Origin of the sequence: Pseudalkalibacillus hwajinpoensis (assembly GCF_039851965.1) — a bacterium.
Classification (GTDB): Bacteria; Bacillota; Bacilli; order Bacillales; family Guptibacillaceae; genus Guptibacillus; species Guptibacillus hwajinpoensis_E.
This window is the reverse complement of record NZ_CP156675.1, coordinates 249,861-267,596: the sequence shown is the minus strand read 5'-3', so window position 1 is coordinate 267,596 and position 17,736 is coordinate 249,861. Positions and strand designations below refer to the sequence as shown.

Genomic DNA, 17,736 nt, shown 5'->3' with positions numbered 1-17,736 from the left:
CTCCTATTCGCAGTGGATACACGACTTCCGTTCAAGCTTCTCTTTAATCTCCTCCCGGCTCACATCTAAACTGTGGCTTGTATCAACTTTCCACTCATCATTCTTTTCACGCAAAACCACATTATCTTCTACGGCGTTGTCTCCATTTGGATTATCAAAATTCGCAAACACATAATAATGCTCTAACTCTGTATCGAAATAAACTTCAAATTGTATATCATCATAATTTAAACCTGAATCTATTTTTTTAGATCCTTTATCAACTTCATAAGACCCTTTTTCAAAAATTAATTCCTGCTGTTTAGTATAATTATTATTAAACTTAGCCTCTTCCCATTCATAAGCAATCTTAGCGATCTCTTCAGGAGACGTGCTCTGATTACACCCGGCTAATAGGATAGTCAGAGTGATGAGAGATAGAAACAATCGTTTCATTAGATGAACGCCTCCTCGGTTTCGACTGCATCTCGATCGTTCTCTTTCGTATTGAAGGCACTGATCCATTCGTCAAACAGGACATCCGTTTGAATCTTGGCAGTGCGTCCATACATGTCTTCCACAATGCACTGCCCTTCGGTCAGATTCTTTAACATATCGCGATTCACTTTGTTATCTTCCATACCAAGAAACTCAATGATGTTACCAGCTTCCTCCGTCGTCTTGGCTTTAAAAGCGAACTTTGTTCCAATGTTCTCCTTAATCTGGGGTTTGTTGTATTCATAAGTGGATTGCGTAATGATGTAGACAGCTGACCGCAAGGATCGGCCAGTGCGTAACAACTCATTAATGAGACGATCGCCAGCCCCTGTATTCATCAGCATCCAGGCCTCTTCGAAAATGGTCATCTTCACAACGGAATCATCGCGCGCAAACTTCGTGGCGAATTTCGCCAACGGCTGCATGAGAGCAACGGCAATATGTTCATCACGCGTCACGGCTATGTCTCCCTCGTCTGGAAGGTTCAGGTTTTGAATCTGTAAGATGTTCACTTGTTCATGAAGGCTGATGCCTTCCACATCCCCTTCTGAAAACATCAGCTTTGCAATCCCGTTTCTCCCAATCTCGTAAAGCAAATCACCAACATTTCGAACATCCTGATCGCTAGAATTCTGTAAGTAACGAATGACTTTTAAAAGACCCGGCTTCTTCTCCTGTTGCACCACGTGACGGACCCCTTTATAAATTGCAGTTTTGATATTCCGTTCACTGGATTGAAGCTCAGATAAGTATTCAAGCACGCCTACGGCTGCGTCTGTCGCTTCCTCCCCTTCAAGAAAGGTCAAGGGATCAAGCTTTCCAGCATCTCTCATGTCACTAGAGAGCGTAATGTAGTTAAAGCTCTCGATCATTTCTTTAAAAAAAGGTGCCTGGTGCGCCATTTCTGGGGTGAGCGCGTTCTTGAACTTTTTTTCAACTTCGTCCTTTGGATCCGTCATGAGAATTTTCGCCCCGAAAAAGACCGCGTTAAGTAAAATATCCTTAAGTAAATAGGATTTCCCCATACCAGTTGGACCTGAAATGGTCACGTGTGGTGACGAATACTTCGATCCTGGTAAGCCCTGGTGAGCGAGGAATGGGTGATAAAACACAAGGGACTGTGAATTTTCAACACTTTCACCTTCGTGCGATATGTTTTTTCCAAGATAGAATCCGACTGTATTGCCAACTTTTCGGGTGAGTGAAAAAAGAGATTCCGCAAATGACTCAGGTGTTAAAACCTGTTCCCAGTCATGAGCAACAACCTTAGATGCTGGAAGTGATTGATGGAATAAGAGGAGTTGATCGGCTAGTGGCTGCACAAGTTCGATTTGGTGATCGTCAAAGTCGATTTTCAGTCTTCTGGCTCGCTTTCGAACTTCTTCACGCGTAGCACCATACACCACAAAATGAATGTGCGTTCTGAGAAGGGGTTTTCCTTGGTTTTTTATTTGATTTTCTAAATCATGTAACAGCTCGCGACCTGTATTGATTAAGCTGTCATCGTCTTCATTGGCTTCAATAAGTTGCGCATCCTGATCTCGAAACCGTTTTTTAATCTTGTTCGTCTGGTTTTCGTCTTCTTTTTTCTGTTTGTAAATTGTGCGCATGTTGACTTCCACTGGGAAAGAGTAAGATTGAAAAAAGTATGCCCAGTCTGTATAGCTGAGATCAATCGGAAATTCAGAAACGGGAAGAAACGCGCACCAGGATTCCTCTTCCAACTGTTTGATATGGAGATAACCTGCTTTACCAGGATCAAGCATGCCTTCCGTCAGGCTATACACACTCCCCACCCCATCAGGCCCCGATTGCCCTCGAACAAACTGGTGACGAATGAGGTAGCGCAATTCTTTTTCCTTTACACGATACGCATGTAGAAAGTTATTAAGGGTGGTATACGCATCCTCTTCGGATTCACAGAAGAGACTCGCGGTTAACTCATCGACCCCATCATCCTCAAAACCAGCAAGCTTCTGCAGGTACCGATTCATACTTTTAAATGAAGTAGAGAAAGTCGCCATTAGTCGTTCATCAAGCTCTCGACGTTTTAGTTTCACACCAATGAAGAACTTGTACTCCACCATGTTTTTCGCTTCCTCACGCAGAATTTCTTTGGCTCGTTCTGCGTAGTAGTTCCCTGTCTCAGCATACTTCCCTTTATACTTTCCTTTTAGATGATCCATCCGTTGATCGACGTTAATCGGAACAGGCAAAATCTTATAATCAATTTCTTCAAAAACGGCAAGCTGTAACGCCAAGCGTTGGAGACGGTTCACAAGATGATTTTCGGCTTCCTGTTCATTGACGCCTACCGTGCTTTCCTGCAAGCGATAATAAGACCAGGCTTCCGCACCATGCGTATAAATCACATTTTCTTGATACGATTGAATGGGAAACTGTAACATCAAAATGCACCACCTTATTGAAATCGCTCATACGACTGAACTTTTTTCATTTGAGGCTGGTAAACAGGTTTATAGCTGCTGTAACTAAAACGTTTATTGTGGAGATATCGGAAGTATCCGATAAAGAAACGATCAAGGCGCTTTCCGTCTAAGCGACTTCGGCAGATCGCCCCAGCGATCATCCAGGGCAACATGGCATAAAAAGCCAGTTGCAAGGCTGTTGGCAAAATGGCATTAATGCTCCCTCGAAAAAGGAATAGGATCCCAAAGAGGAAAAAGGCAAGAAGGATTTGTCTGATTTCAACGCCTTTAGAGAAAACTAAAGATTTCTCACCTTTCCCAATTTTCCAAATTTTTAACGGATAGTTAAAGAATTTTCGGTAACTATAGGATTCAGCTCTCAACTGAGGCCACCACTTTTAACAGAATTCCAAATCGCATTCGCCATACTTTCAAATTCCCCGGGATTTGCGACAATTACATAACAAACCACCGCAAAGATGAAGCTCGAGAAAAACATACCCCATCGCTGAGAAACAAATGCTCGTACGATCATGACAACCATCACGATGAACACAATGGCGGCGACCTGTGATGACACGTAATCGGTAAGACCTGTAATATCCGGCATTTCGATCATCCTCCTATGGTGTGTTTAAGTTCCTGAACGTAATACTTATTGTTCTCTTTGCTCACAACAAGGGTAAACGGATGCTTCGTTTGTAACCCAGTATTCGCTTCCTGTAAGAGCACAATCGACTTTAAAACATATTGTCCTTCTTCTCCATCATAAACAACGAAATCTTCCACACCCCGGTAGTCGTAGAGGCCTTGAAGTGATTCAGGATTTTCCATTAAGTAAGACATCTCCTCAACGGAGTTGGTTGTATAAGAAGTGAAAAATTGTGTCGCGAACTGTTTCAATTCGTCTTCTACTTTAACGTTCTGATCAGCCTGATCCGTTTGATCCGACACGGCAGCGAGTCTCGTCTCGCTTGGAAGAGCTTGATAAAAAGGTTGTTCAATCACATTAAAAGAGTTTCCATCTGTCCCAAGACGAACGACGATCATTTCCTGTTTAACCCCTACTGATTCGTCTTTCGTTGTCACCTTTTCTTCAGTAACTAATTTCCCCTCCCCTTCTTCATCCTTCTCTTTTACTTCTACTTCCTCTTTCGTCTCAATAACATTGAAAAGCTCATAATCAATTCGGTACACGTAACTAGCCGCATCTTCCCGAACATTTTTCACATCGTATAAGCTAACATCCTTTAAGACACGCTTTCCTTCAAATGCGCTCAAGTTTTCGAGTTCCCCGACCTTCAGCCCTTCAGCCAAAAAGCTTTGAAGCGTTTCTGCTCGCTTCTCACGTTCTTCCTTATCACTCGGCACGTTGAGATAAGTCTCAAGAAATCGATTCGCATAATCGGTACCTGCAGGCGAATTCGAAAACCCGACTTCATTGAGACTTGCGATTTGCGCTGAAGCTTGATCTTGATACCCGTTTACTTTTTCATTTAGAAACCCCGTTCTCGCCCAGGACTGAAAAGCGAAGAATACCACCCCAGCTAACACCAACCAAAACGTTATAGAGAATGCAAACCGTCCGTTAAAACGAGACGATTTCAACCGGCGATCATCTTTCATTACGTTCTTACGTCCTTGTTTCACATTTCTTTTTAGACCTGCCTTCAATTTGCTGAAGAAATTCATTTAATCCCTCCTAGTTGCAAGGCATTACGAACATACACTCGGCGGAAATAGGTACCTCCTGAATCTTCCTCGATCATCTTCCGATTAATAAACGCTTCCCCAATTTGTAAATTCTTGATGTCATTCGGGTTAGCTCTGAATCTCTGGACATCACGAATCGTCCCCATGTCTGCTTCAAAGCGCATTAAATTGTTCTTCTTTTCAATTTGTTGAGTAATTTCTCGATCAGAAAAAGTACCAAAGACTTCAGCGATGCGTTCCGCATCTTTAGACGAATTAACACGACCAGTTGCAATGACGTTACAGTTTGAAATGATTTGCTCGGTCATGATCGGATCAACACTATCAATGTCTGAAAGAGTTTGAGTAGAAATGATACATTCAAATCCTGCTGATCGTGCCTTATTGACAATATCGACAATGCGACGATCACCATAAGCTGAGAATTCATCATAAACAGCGAAAATTGGTTTTCTTCCATGTGCTTGTCGGTAAGCAACTAAACTATTAACATCTAAAATCACCATTTTCCCGAGCTTCTTGATGTAATCCGAATAGCGACTTCCTGAAATGCTAAAAATCACTACATTGTTTTCATCCGTAATCTTTTGAAGGTCAATCCCCTGGTCGTTCTCGACAAACAAATGACCTAAATCAGATTCGAGCAACTCACCTAACTGCATTTTGAGACGGATGAGACAGCCCTCTATAAGGTCTTCTGGAAAGTCTCTGTCAAGAATATTTTTTATATCTTCGATGCCCTCCTCAAGATAGGTCACTTTTCGACTCTTCTTCTCAAGGAACGTCTTTTTCATTGTTTTTGTTTGCGTTTCTTGAGGCGCTTCTACAGTAAAATCACCAAAGTCACTAAAATCATTTTCATCTGTAGATGCCTGCGCCTCTTCAATAGCAACTTCTTCCTCAACCTCAATCTCCTCTTCAATTTCGCGCTCTGTACTGTTTTTTTTAAAGAACGATTGAATGGATTTCCTATCGGTTAATTCATAAATCGTTTGAATATCACGTGGAACCTTCGCTTCATCTAACAACTTAACGACCAACTGCAAATATCGAGAAGCGATATCGGTGTAGTAAGCGCCATCTCCTTCAGTAGAAAAGGTAAAAAGAGACATTAGCTTATCTCGCGTTTCAGTTGGTGTGCCATTTTTAATAGGGTTATACGTAAGATCATCAAGCTCTGAAAACATATAAACGGTCTTGCCGTAGGCCTCACATAATGCTTTAAACTCAAGCATTGCCTTTCGTTCACCTTTTCCATCAACAAAGATAACCGGTTTATTCTGTTGCAAAGCCGATTCCATTAGAGAAGCAATTAATGTCGTTTTCCCAGTACCCGTACCACCAGTCGCCAGCATATGATAATTCAGTTCTTTTTCGTTTAGAGAGACTCTTTCTTTAAAGTCCGTGTAACCAACAAATATTTCTTTTGAGGGCTTTTTCCGATAACCCAATTGTTTTTTGTTCAGAAAGACAACGCGTTTTTTGCGAAATCGTTGATACAGATTAGCCTCTTTCTTCTTTTGAGTGTCCCCATGCTTCGTATTCACACGCTTTTTCCAAAAGTACTTAGCGTAGAGCGAATAACCAAATGAAAAAATTAAGGCAATTCCAAGTAAATTAAAGTAACTTGCCGCTGTGACAGGTATGGATCTTCCCTCATGTAAAACACGCTCAACCCCTGTCGTGAGATAGGGAATATTCATGTCAGAAACAAGCCCAAAATAAGAAAGAAGAGTCCCCGTTTGATACTGAATGAACAAAGTCAAGACCCCTAGAATTAATGCGATATAAGAAAGCCATTCTCGTTTTAAAACGTGCAATAAGGCAAACAGGAACATACCTAGTAAAGCAGGAAGCGCAAAACAAATGGTGATGACTCCGATAATTGCGTATAGAACAAGATCTCCAATCAGCTGGTCATTTTTTGTCTGTTGTGACTGGTCATTTCGCCTCATCATGTGAGGTTCTTCCACTAGACATCACCTCATCCCAGTTTTCATCTAAAACCACGGAAGGTATATCTTTCACAACAATCTTCATTCCATTGACCAACTTTTGTTTGGCTTCATTGACCAATTTGTGTATTTTTATTTCATCCGCAAAATACATCACTTGATCAAAGGCATAGCGATAATCCTCGTGTTTCTTTCCAGAAAGAAGGTCTTCAAACAACTTGAATTTTTCCTCATACCGTTTCCGATCTTTTTTATTAAGCTCGAGTTCAACCCACGTCGTCGTTTCTTGATTGTTTGGTAAAATAAAGAAAAAGACAGCATCTGGAATACGATCTCGTTTTTCATTAAAGGCCTTTAGCTTACTCTGATTGTCACCTTCTCCTATCATTTCAAAACGAATCTCTCGCTCAGATTTGTATCGAAAGGTAACACCCTTTTTCTCCGCCTGAAACTCATAAAACAATATTAAATCTGTCATCAGTAACTCATGCTGCATCGTATAGATGGTTGCTTTCTGAGGAATGGTAGCCGATACATTCGCGATATCTCTCGCGTCTTGAGTGCCATAATAGACCCCAACTTTATGAGCCACTCGTTCATGTTTTAAATAGCCCCGATCTTCTAATTTCTGCAACCGGCGATAAACACGTGACAAATTCGGCTCTCTGAACTTTAACTTGATCTGCTTAGCTGTAACAACGCCATTTCTCAACACGAACGTCATATACTCAAGATCCTTTTCTTTCAAACCACTATACTTAAGTGCCATTTACAAATCATCCCTTTTCAACAAAGTAAGAATTCACTCTCCTCTTTAAAAGATTAACAAAACAACACCTAACAAAAGCCATTCATGGACCAAATAAGACCCGTAAAAACAATGACAATTCCATTAACAACTTAATCACAATAAACCCCACAAACCTCAGCACAAAAAACAGCAAAAACACATGCGAACATTACCAATCCTCTTGGTAAGATGACACACCTCACCACTTGCATAATTATCCAATATGACTCATTTTTATACAGATATTGAACCGCACTCTTTTACCTGAACTTGCCTTTCGCTTTTAACTTTGAACTTAACTTTTTAAGACTTTTTTCTTTCCTTAGACCTTGAATAATCTCTTGACCTTTCACGCACTTAAACTTATCACTTGATCTGATCCCAATTCCCTAATCCCATTTTGACCTTCACTTCACTTGATCCCCAAACTTAGTTTAACTACCTTTAACCCAACCTACCTACATCCCATCCACTCAGCAAACCCCAATTATATTTTCGAATCCCACCGACTGTAACGAGTAGTAGAAGACCTCATCACAGTAACGTACGTGGATGGGGTGAGGTCTTCTACTGAAAACGAAGTGAAAGGAGGTGAGTTCTGACCCTTATAGAATTGGGGTTTGCACCAAAATAAAACCGGAATAAAAAGTGAATTGACTCACGTCTAATTATTGGTTAAATTCATGTTTAGTTCTCGGTTTTACTCTCCATTTATTCCCATCTCATTCTTGTTCACAGTGTACTTGACGAACAAATGTTTTGCAACCGTTTTCAAACAATTTTGGGAATTTAATTCCAATTACCTACACGCTATATTTTTCCTCTTATTACATCTTACCTGGACCCATTATGCGTATAAAACTAGAGGATGGATCCAACCAATACCTGCCCACTGTTAAGTCATCTTCAGCGATCGAACCACGCTAGACAGAACTCTAAATACCATAAAACGATTAATGTTTAAGTTGAAAAAAACGATCAAAATGTATGAAGCATAAATAAAACCACTTTATATGCGTTACAAAATTACTAGTTGTTAGACGAGTTTTTTAAAGAAGAGACCCCACTTACCTTAACGGGTTCCGTTACCTATCGCAAAACCTTATTTTTCATATGAAAAAGCAAGGGAAAATGTACTGGAATTTGCACTATGATTTGTATAGGTATTTGCAAAAATAAATAAGCCACATCTTAATCCCTCTGGGATTAAGATGTGGCTGTTATTCAGTCTTGACTTATTCAATTAAAGCTCCCGATTGTTTAGCAATTCCCTAGAAATTTTGTTTGTAATTCCTTCTCTATAACCTTCTCATCAAAGGAAACTTGATATGCTTTAGCATTAGGTCTTGAACTGACTATTTTACTAACTTCTTGCTCTATGTAATGAACAGCAACACCATCATCTGTTGCAATTCCTGGTTGTATATTCCTTGTACCAATAAGTTTATGATAAACAAGTCTTTTATCCTTGTCTCCATCATAATGAGGACAATTACTGCCTTTGAGGAACCCCAAACATTTTAATGGCTCATATTCGTCTCCAAATGAATCTGTAACTCCTTCTTCGAACCAACAGATGGATCCTGCACTAATACCAGCTAATATTATTTCTTGATCGTATGCCTTTTTGATGATTCTATCCAGCCCCCATTCCCTCCATAAATCTAATAGATTTTTTGTGTTACCTCCTCCCACGTAAATGATATCTTTATCCAAAATATAACTTTCTAAATCTCTTGTTGGGGGGTTAAATAAAGATAAATGTGAGGTTTGCTTTCAGTAATTGACTGAATCAATCGGATAGAGTCTGAATACTTTTCTAATAGATTGTTATACTCATTATGTGTAAAGCATGCGACTTTATCGTAATCTGCTGGGTTGTCTAAATCTCCCTCAAGGAATAGACGCGTGTCGATGCCACATTCTGTTAAATGGTCATAAATCAATTCAGCTGTAGTGCTCTTACCAGAACCCCACATACCTTCGACGATTATCAATTTTGTCCTTGTCATACTAACCACCCACCTCGGTTTATGATAAATGATGGTTAGTCTAATTTAACCACCATATTAATTACTATTATCTTGTGTAAACTCCAATTCGTTCATCTCCCTTCACTTTCTGCGCAAAAGTAATTTCAATATTATTCTACATACGGTTTCGAACCTGTAGAAAAGGCATACATTTTTTAATCAAGCGCTCCAAGTTCGTTCACAAACCCTTCTTAAATCCACTCTTTTCCATGTTCACGAATAAATTTAATTTCATTTTGATAATGTTCATGATGCCCTTCGTCAATCATTTTTTGAAAAGCCATATCGCCTTCTTTGGCTTTTCTTTTTATTGTTTTGCATAACCCTTCTAATCGTAGCAAGACCATCTCTAAATAATCTGCTTTCATTCCCTCCATACCGTAGGATTCAAAAAACAAGTTAACTCTATGTTTAATACGGTTGGCATCCCGTGATGAATCATAATAAACTGGTTCACCGTTTTCAGTATGGTAAAGCCTACTTAACGGAACGCAAGTATAAAGAGTATAGACAATGTCCCAAAGTCTTGGACCAGGAGCAGCAACATCAAAATCAATAATACCAACTGGTCTTTTATAATTAAAAATAATGTTGTATATGGCAAAATCATTATGGCATAGTACCTCATAAGGTTTTGGAGTGTTATCGATTGATTGCCAACGATAATCAAAAGAAAAATCGCTCACCGCATCATGGTAAAGACGGAGCATCTTTGCGATTTCCTTTAAAACATCATTAGACCACATGTATTCTTTTAAAGGATAATTGCCAGCTTCGCCTTCAATAAAAGATAAGATCTCTCTACCTTTTTCATCAACACCTAAAAATGTTGGTGCATAATTGAAACCTTTGTTTTCTAAATGCGTTAATAGCTTGTGAATTTTAGTACTCTCTGGCTTTAATTCTCGTCTAACAGTATCTCCCGAACGATATACGTTTGAGACATTCCCTCCTGTAAGCATTTCTTCGTTTTCATATTTTGACATCTAAAAATCCCCTCCATTAGCAAAAAAACAATTTTCAGGATACAAAGGTGTGTTTATTAGAGATGTAAAATTTCCTTAAAACACAAAAAAGCAGATACAAAGGTATCCGCCTGTGTTCTTAGGAATTAACACACCAAGCGCCCCTTGTTAATGATTTAAAAATAGACATACTTCACCCGTTATTTTTACAGGTTAGTATTCTGTCTGTTTAGATAATCATTACAAGGTTGTCCACATGTTGAGTTGAATTCCCCTTCCATTTACTTCTCTATCAAAAAGTGTACAGGAAGTTTTTTCATTAATTGATCAAAATAATACAATGCATAAAATTTGAATAGTTCATATTTTAATAACTCCCTAGACCTACATAGAGGGCTTACTTTTTTTTAGCAAACGCTCCCAATGGTTGAAGACTCGAATTCAAGACATACTTGAGATTCAGCCTTTTATTATAACCTACTCTTGTTAATTATTCTTTTAGGCTATTACCATGAATGTAATAAAGAAGGACATTTTAAACTTGGAAATTTAATTATGAGGAACCGTATTGTTTGGGCATTCGTAGCCACAAATTTATTCCCAATAGTTTGGATTTCATTATCTTTACTTTTAGAAGGTGAACCTCCGAAATGGTCTTCCATAACTGGTGGAGCAATTAGGCTTCTTTAGTACATAGGCAGGGTACCCATAAGGAAACAATTATTAAATTTTAGGTAATCGTCTCTTTTATGGAAGATTTGAGCTCAAGATAATCAGAAAAAACAAAGTATTTATTGCTATCTTTTTTTAATTAAAAACTAAACGCTCCTATTAGCTATTATTCTGGAACAAAGAAAAAGGCTATTAAAAGATTACAGCATTCTAATATAAGGGATAGCAGTAATTCCTATAAAATGGCATTTCCCCACGAACGATTTGATTGTAGATTTGTTGAACTTTTGAAGTAACCGAGCCTATTTTCCCTTTCCCAATCACCCTTCGATCAATCTCTACTACTGGCTTAATTCCAATAGCCGTTCCCGTTAAAAACACTTCATCTGCCTCATATAATTCAACCCTTGTCATACTTTGTTCAAGGATTGGTATATTTAACTCTTTGTTTAAGATCTTAGCAACCGTATCCCTAGTAATCCCAGGAAGGATATCATCTGATAAAGGAGGGGTAAGAACCATACCCCCACGGACAATAAATATATTCTCTGCAGAGCCTTCACTGACATTCCCCTCTTTTGTTAAGAAGAGAGCTTCATCATAACCATTCATAACAGCTTCATTGATCGCCAGTGCAGAGTTCATGTACCCCGCTGAAGGTTTGGCTTGGGGAGGAATCATATTACTTCCTATTCTAGTCCAAGAGGATATACATACTTTTAAAAATGGCTTCGCTTCATATTCCGTAAGGTCTGTATAGATAGCCAGATGATTAAACGGGTCATTTATATCGGGACGTAAAGTATTCGCTCCCTTAAAACAAATCGGTCGTATGTAAACATCCTGAGTGACCCGGTTTAACAAAAGCAATTGTTTGGTTATGGAAGACAATTGCTTTACAGAATAGGGGATGCTAATAAACAAACTCTTTCCAGAGCCGTGGAATCTTTTCAAGTGATCTTCTAATCGAAAAATAAACAATTGATTTTTCTGCTCATTCCAAAAAGCTCGAATTCCATCTATGCAACCCAAACCATAATTCAGCCCTTTATTTTTTACACTCACACTTAAATAACGCTCATCCACAAATCGATCTCTATCAAACATTAAGGCCACAGCATTCACACCTTTTTAATAAAACTATATGCCAGGAATTGTTTCACTATCAACATCGAAATTGAAATTTAGTTATGAATGAAATGACAGGCTTTCTTTAATTCCATAATATATAAGCCCTTCAACCTTCATAAAGGGTCTCTAGAAATATCTAAACCCCAAGAACTCAATGATTTTCTACAAAAAAGCTTATCTATACTACAGTTAAGTTAGCAATAGGTAAGCGTTTGAGGTTATCTCCGGCTTTTCCCCTGCTCCACACCACTCACGTCATCGTAAGATGACACATAAGTTTCCTTATGTTGAAAAATTTAGACCCTTACCTTTGGAAGTTCGTCAGTTCCTATCTCAAAGAACGATTCTCACCGTATCAGCCGTGAGGCATACCTTAACTATGGCTTCAGCCTCCGTTCTGCCCCTGCCACCCCGCCATTCGTTAATTAAAGGTGGAAGAACATAATAATCTGAGCTTTTAACAAAGCGAATATCCATTTCTCCGATCCCTCCTGCTTTATCTTAATTGTCTAAAGTTATTTATCCTTCTTTTAATGACTTAATGTATTGCCTCCTATACTGAAAGACTTGATTTCAAGATATCTTCGAATAAATTTATAACTAACGCCTTCGTCAGTTAAAGATACTCTCCATTTTTCTACTTTTTGTTATCATCCCCATTGACCTATAGAATTCAATAGCAGAAGTATTTTTTACGGATACACCCAAAAGCAATAACTAGGTCTGTCAATATTCTACACTTCAACTTATTTAGTAAAATAAATTTTTTGGAAACAATTAGAGGTTCAAAAATAGAAATTAACTTCTTAACCCATAGGGGAGCGAGCGTAACTACCCATTCTTTTCTTACATAATCTTTGAGTAAGAATGTCTAAATAAAAATACTCTTCCCCCCATATAAATGGATTAGAGAAAGGGGGAGAATTTTTGAAAGAGCTCGGCAAATTAGGTTACCCAAATGATATGCTTAGATTTATAAAAAAAGGATTAGAAAAAAAGTCCCGTCCCAAAAAAGTTCTTATTATAGGAGGGGGGATGGCTGGTCTTGTTGCTGCTTCTTTGCTTAAAGAAGCCGGTAATCATGTGATCATATTAGAAGGTAATGATCGTATTGGAGGGAGGGTTTATACAGTAAGGCATCCGTTTACTTCAGGTAATTATTTAGATGTAGGAGCAATGAGAATCCCTGATAATCACGAATTGGTGTTTGAATATATAAGACGTTTTCAATTGCCTATTAATCCTTTCATTAATTCCTCACCTGTCGATTTGATTTATGTAAATAATGTTTTAACTACAAGGAAAATGTACGAGGAAAACCCTGATATTTTAAACTTCCCAGTTAATGAAAATGAAAAAGGTAAAACCGCCATCGAGCTTTTTTTGGAGGCTACTCAACCATTTATAGAACTTTATTCAAATAGTACCCCGGAGGAACAGGAGAAGCTAAAAGCACAATATGCAGAGTATTCCATGGGCGAGTTTCTTGAGTTTAATCCTATTGGGAGACCTTTATCGACTTCCGCAATAAGGAGCATAGGTGTCATGTTAGGACTTGAAGGGTTTCCGGGATTTTCCTTTGTGGATATTTTAACAGATATTATTTATCCGATTTTTAGTAAAACGGTGAGGTTTTTCGAGATTGACGGAGGGAATGATCAATTACCCTTATCCTTTATGAAGGAGCTGCAGCATAATATTCGATTGAACCGAAAAGTGGATAAAATTTATCAGATGGACAATGGTGTAAAAATCCAAGCAATAGATCTTATAACTGGCAGGTGGCATCAGTACGAGGGAGATTATGCAATTGTCACCGTTCCTTTTTCTGTATTTCAATATATAGATGTCTTCCCTTATAACTCTATATCCTTTGAGAAACGGCAGATTATACGAGAACTTATAAACCTTCCTGCCGTTAAAATCGGCATAGAATTTCGACATCGCTTTTGGGAGAAGGCAGGGGTAGGAAATGCCGTAACGGATCTTCCTTCAAGGTTTTCTTATATTCCAAGTCACGGAATAGGTTCCGCTGGTCCAGCGGTTTTATTGGCAAGTTATAGTTGGGGACAAGATGCGATCCTTTGGGCTGGTTTACCCCATAACGAGATGGTACGTGAATTGCTGGACGATTTGGCCAAAATCTATGGGAATATTGTATATAAAGAATACATGCAGGCGTTTTCATATAATTGGACCTTAAATCAATATTCCGGTGGGGCTTTTACTCTCTTCCTCCCGGGCCAGGGAGAAAAGTTTTCCGAGGTCATTCGTCAACCTGAAGGTAGGTTGCATTTTGCAGGAGAGCACACTTCTTCCTTTCATGGGTGGATAGAAGGGGCAATTGAGTCAGGAATACGAACAGCTTATGAAATTAATGAAAGAGGATAATTTGCCGTTTAATTATAATCATGGATCCAAAAAGCTAATTGTAAAAAGGGTGCCTCTTGGAATGATAAGACTGACCCCTGCTTCTTACAAGACTCACCCTTTAAATAGTGCTGCTTAGCTTTTTTTAAATGTCCTTTACATAAGTAGGGGTAGTGTCTAGAGTCAGGAAAATGCGGATTTACAAAGATAAAACCTTTTTCCTGACTCTACCTCTTATTCAATTAAACTCCCGATTGTTTAATAGGTATTTGATGTCTGCCTTTTTGAAGAAAGTAGTTTAACAAATAATCCTGCCAAAAATGATACCAAAGTGTAAATAACTACCCATATCCAAAATGAAGAATTAAACACAGTGTATACTGAAATGCTTGCTGTTATTATAACGATCAAAGGGGCTACATATAAATTTTTAAAAATAAAATATCCTAACCCACCTAATAAAAGAGCAACTGCTGGAAGAAGAAATAATACAATTTGCATTAAATAGATATAGATCACTCCTTATATTTTTGAAAAAAACTATTCACATTTTAGCGCCGAACTAAAGTGTATTTATACTAAGCATTAAACGTTGGTGGTCATCTTCCAGATTTGCTCCCTTTAGCTTAATAAAAACCCCTCGATTGATACAAATAAGGAGAATATGAAAACACCAACAAGTAACATTCCAATTGCTTTTCTTTCTTTCTGAAATTCTTCTATTCCTATAATCAACATTGTAAGTCCTAAAAGAAATATCATAATATGATTAAACTCAAAATTACTTGTAATCAATCCATAAACAGCAAGTGTAAAAGTTGCTATTGATAGAACGTATCGTAAAATTTTCAACCAAATCCCCCTTTCATCTTCCTCAACAATCCTCATGCCTACAATTTTATTAATCCAAACAGTGTTTTAGCTTATTTCTAGCCTATTGCAAAGGGAGCTATGAACGTTTTTAAACTCCAGCACGATACTTTTCATAACATTTATGATTTCTATTGAATCCCTTCCACAATCCCAACTTTTAAGAAGGGATAGCTGCCAATCTTCTAAATAACGTCTATCACCTTCATATTTAGCCCAGTCTTCGAAATTGTTTGGTTGAATACCTGAGTTCATGTACCAACCAACAACTTCAAAAGAAGTAATAAATTATGAAGATTTTTGAACATTGGTGGCAAACCGTGAGTGTGATAGTCGTTATCATTTTTTTCTTTGTCATTTTTAGATGGGGCCACCAGATTTTTTTCCTATAAAAGAGACGAGCGAGAAAGCCCACGATTAAAACTGTAGGCTTTCTCGCTTTATTTCTGTAAGGATGCTAAGTTGAGCTTTTGTATTGTTTTCTTAATATCGTCGTAATTAAAAATAAGGCCCCAGCCGTAATAATTAAGGTTACTTTCCAATCTTTTAGGACTTCCAATCCAAGTGAAGAAGCTATTAATCCCACTACAGACAAAAGAAATAAAAGCTCCAACAAAAAAATTATCCCTCGCATATCCAATCCTCCTCTTAGTTATATAGCGATCTTCTTTTCTAGGAAAACCTCTTCCAATGACGGTTCAATGACTTTCACTTCAAAGATATCCACCTTACTCTGCATTAACGTTCTGAGTATCACAGGAATTTCATTTTCATTTCCAATTTCTACTGTTAAGTAGTTACTATCCCAACGAAATTTACTGAAATTCGTTTCTAAGAATGTAGAAATTTCTTTTTGAACAGGCTGTTTTATGATTGGCTGGACTTTAACCTTAGCTAATAATGAGGTGGTGTAATTGCTTTTAATTTCCCGTAATGTTCCTTCTGAACGAATTTCTCCATCGCTCATAATAGCAATTTGGGAACAAATTTCTTCGACTTCATTTAAATTGTGAGAGGTCATAAAAATAGTCCGGCCTTCTTCATTTAGTTTCTTTATCAATTGCTTGATCTGAATCGCTGACTCTGCATCTACTCCTGAAGTGGGTTCATCCAAGAAGAGCAACTCGGGCTTGTTTACGATAGCTTGAGCGATCCCTAATTTCTTTTTCATTCCAAATGAGAATTTTCCTACTTTTTGCTTTTCATTACCTGTGAGTCCTACTAGATCTAGAGTTTCCATAAGATATTCTTTTGAAGGTTTTACCCCTTGAATTTTACTATAAAATTTCAAATGGTCTAAAGCACTCAAAGAGTCGTAAAAGGTTGAATAATCCGGCAAGACCCCTATTTTTTTCTTGACTACATTCAGATCGGTTTCCCCTAACAATTCAAAGGTACCAGAAGTGGGTAAAATAATGCCGGTAATCATATTAATAAAGGTGCTTTTCCCAGCCCCATTACGGCCTAAAAATCCAAAAATCTCTTGTTCCTTTACTTCTAGAGAGATGTCTTTAACCACCTTCTTATCATTGTAAGATTTTGTTATATTGTTGGTTTTTATAATAGTCATTATAAATCCCTCTTTTCAAATAAAATGGAGGAAGTAACTAAGAGCCCAAGGGATAAAACCAATACAATTGTTAAATACCCTAAACCCAAATCCATATAATAATAGGGGGTTAAATACTTAACCCATTGAATAAAGATGTTATCCCAAAAGATTGTGGCGAAACTAACTGCTGGTAAAAGAAGTGATACGAGTAACCCTATGAATAAAGATTGGGACCCTTTTTTACATAATGTAGAGACCAACAGAGTAATCGAAATCCCGTAAAATAAGAAAACAATGCATTGAAGAAATGTTTTAATAAAAAACATTTTTGCTACTAGTGAAATGGCACTTACGGAAAGGAAAACAACAGCTATCCAGAAAAGGGTAATACCTATGGCTTTAGCCAGAATAATGTTTTTTCTGGAGGTTTTTGTTACTATGAACCTCATCGTACGATTTTGACTCTCTTTACTAATAGCATCGTGAGAGAGTATAAACACAAATAAAATGCCGAAGAAAATAACACCTACTGACAACCCACTGGTATAGGCGCTTTCCTTACTAATCCCTCCAATCAATTCTCCATTTTCTTGTGCTAAATAAGCGAACAATAAGGAGATCCCTGTGATGAATGCTGTAATAATAATGGATCTTATTCCTTTAGATAATCCTTTTAATTCTTGTAAAGATATTGCCCACATTAATATTCCTCCTTCACTAAAAATGTAGCATCAGAAGATTTACAGCACCTGTAATTTAGATTAACATTACATTAATTA

The 17,736-nt window shown here is 37.9% G+C and carries 16 protein-coding genes and 1 pseudogene; 1 reads left to right on the top strand and 16 read right to left on the bottom strand.

From position 1 onward, the window contains the following. Positions 1–3: 3 nt before the first annotated feature. The 11 genes and pseudogenes from ABFG93_RS22420 to ABFG93_RS22370 all read right to left on the bottom strand — a co-directional run bounded on the left by ABFG93_RS22420 (position 4) and on the right by ABFG93_RS22370 (position 12,141). On the bottom strand, positions 4–435 hold the full coding sequence (locus tag ABFG93_RS22420) for a hypothetical protein (protein ID WP_347553003.1): 432 nt from the start codon (positions 433–435) through the stop codon (positions 4–6). After that, positions 435–2,885, bottom strand: a complete 2,451-nt coding sequence (locus ABFG93_RS22415; RefSeq protein WP_347553245.1) for an ATP-binding protein — start codon at positions 2,883–2,885, stop codon at positions 435–437. The genes ABFG93_RS22420 and ABFG93_RS22415 overlap by 1 nt, the downstream gene beginning before the upstream one ends. 14 nt (positions 2,886–2,899) lie before the next feature. Continuing rightward, positions 2,900–3,289 (bottom strand): TcpE family conjugal transfer membrane protein, encoded by a 390-nt coding sequence (locus ABFG93_RS22410; RefSeq protein WP_347553002.1) that lies wholly within the window; start codon positions 3,287–3,289, stop codon positions 2,900–2,902. Continuing rightward, complete coding sequence (locus ABFG93_RS22405; protein ID WP_347553001.1) at positions 3,286–3,516, bottom strand: TcpD family membrane protein; 231 nt, start codon at positions 3,514–3,516, stop codon at positions 3,286–3,288. The genes ABFG93_RS22410 and ABFG93_RS22405 overlap by 4 nt, the downstream gene beginning before the upstream one ends. Before the next feature lie 5 nt (positions 3,517–3,521). Continuing rightward, positions 3,522–4,598 carry a conjugal transfer protein gene (locus ABFG93_RS22400; protein WP_347553000.1) on the bottom strand — a complete coding sequence of 359 codons (1,077 nt, stop codon included), beginning with the start codon at positions 4,596–4,598 and terminating at the stop codon, positions 3,522–3,524. Beyond that, positions 4,595–6,592 (bottom strand): type IV secretion system DNA-binding domain-containing protein, encoded by a 1,998-nt coding sequence (locus ABFG93_RS22395; RefSeq protein ID WP_347552999.1) that lies wholly within the window; start codon positions 6,590–6,592, stop codon positions 4,595–4,597. Before ABFG93_RS22395 ends, ABFG93_RS22400 begins: the two co-directional genes overlap by 4 nt. Continuing rightward, positions 6,561–7,343 (bottom strand): hypothetical protein, encoded by a 783-nt coding sequence (locus ABFG93_RS22390; RefSeq protein ID WP_347552998.1) that lies wholly within the window; start codon positions 7,341–7,343, stop codon positions 6,561–6,563. The genes ABFG93_RS22395 and ABFG93_RS22390 overlap by 32 nt, the downstream gene beginning before the upstream one ends. Positions 7,344–8,624: 1,281 nt before the next feature. Next, positions 8,625–9,131 (bottom strand): annotated as a pseudogene (locus tag ABFG93_RS22385) (Type 1 glutamine amidotransferase-like domain-containing protein); the annotation flags it as partial. Further along, on the bottom strand, positions 9,092–9,376 hold the full coding sequence (locus ABFG93_RS22380; protein ID WP_347552997.1) for a hypothetical protein: 285 nt from the start codon (positions 9,374–9,376) through the stop codon (positions 9,092–9,094). The pseudogene ABFG93_RS22385 and the gene ABFG93_RS22380, both read right to left, overlap by 40 nt. 212 nt (positions 9,377–9,588) lie before the next feature. Continuing rightward, positions 9,589–10,383, bottom strand: coding sequence for a phosphotransferase (locus tag ABFG93_RS22375; protein ID WP_347552996.1), 795 nt, complete (start codon positions 10,381–10,383; stop codon positions 9,589–9,591). Positions 10,384–11,244: 861 nt separating this feature from the next. After that, on the bottom strand, positions 11,245–12,141 hold the full coding sequence (locus ABFG93_RS22370; RefSeq protein WP_347553244.1) for a branched-chain amino acid transaminase: 897 nt from the start codon (positions 12,139–12,141) through the stop codon (positions 11,245–11,247). A 951-nt stretch (positions 12,142–13,092) separates the two neighbouring features. Between ABFG93_RS22370 and ABFG93_RS22365 the strand changes: the two genes are divergently transcribed. Further along, complete coding sequence (locus tag ABFG93_RS22365) at positions 13,093–14,556, top strand: flavin monoamine oxidase family protein (protein WP_347552995.1); 1,464 nt, start codon at positions 13,093–13,095, stop codon at positions 14,554–14,556. Between the two features lie 237 nt (positions 14,557–14,793). Here the strand turns inward: ABFG93_RS22365 and ABFG93_RS23245 are convergent, their stop codons facing one another. From ABFG93_RS23245 to ABFG93_RS22345, 5 genes are all read right to left on the bottom strand, one after another. Further along, positions 14,794–15,036 (bottom strand): DUF2651 family protein, encoded by a 243-nt coding sequence (locus tag ABFG93_RS23245; RefSeq protein WP_431522106.1) that lies wholly within the window; start codon positions 15,034–15,036, stop codon positions 14,794–14,796. A gap of 120 nt (positions 15,037–15,156) precedes the next feature. Continuing rightward, on the bottom strand, positions 15,157–15,387 hold the full coding sequence (locus tag ABFG93_RS22360) for a DUF3953 domain-containing protein (protein ID WP_347552994.1): 231 nt from the start codon (positions 15,385–15,387) through the stop codon (positions 15,157–15,159). A 475-nt stretch (positions 15,388–15,862) separates the two neighbouring features. Continuing rightward, positions 15,863–16,039, bottom strand: coding sequence for a hypothetical protein (locus tag ABFG93_RS22355; RefSeq protein WP_347552993.1), 177 nt, complete (start codon positions 16,037–16,039; stop codon positions 15,863–15,865). Positions 16,040–16,057: 18 nt separating this feature from the next. Then, the gene (locus ABFG93_RS22350; protein ID WP_347552992.1) at positions 16,058–16,975 is read right to left on the bottom strand and encodes an ABC transporter ATP-binding protein; all 918 of its coding nucleotides are present in this window, start codon (positions 16,973–16,975) and stop codon (positions 16,058–16,060) included. Then, a complete protein-coding gene (locus ABFG93_RS22345; protein WP_347552991.1) occupies positions 16,975–17,658 on the bottom strand; it encodes an ABC transporter permease in 684 nt (227 codons plus the stop codon). The genes ABFG93_RS22350 and ABFG93_RS22345 overlap by 1 nt, the downstream gene beginning before the upstream one ends. Positions 17,659–17,736 lie beyond the last annotated feature (78 nt).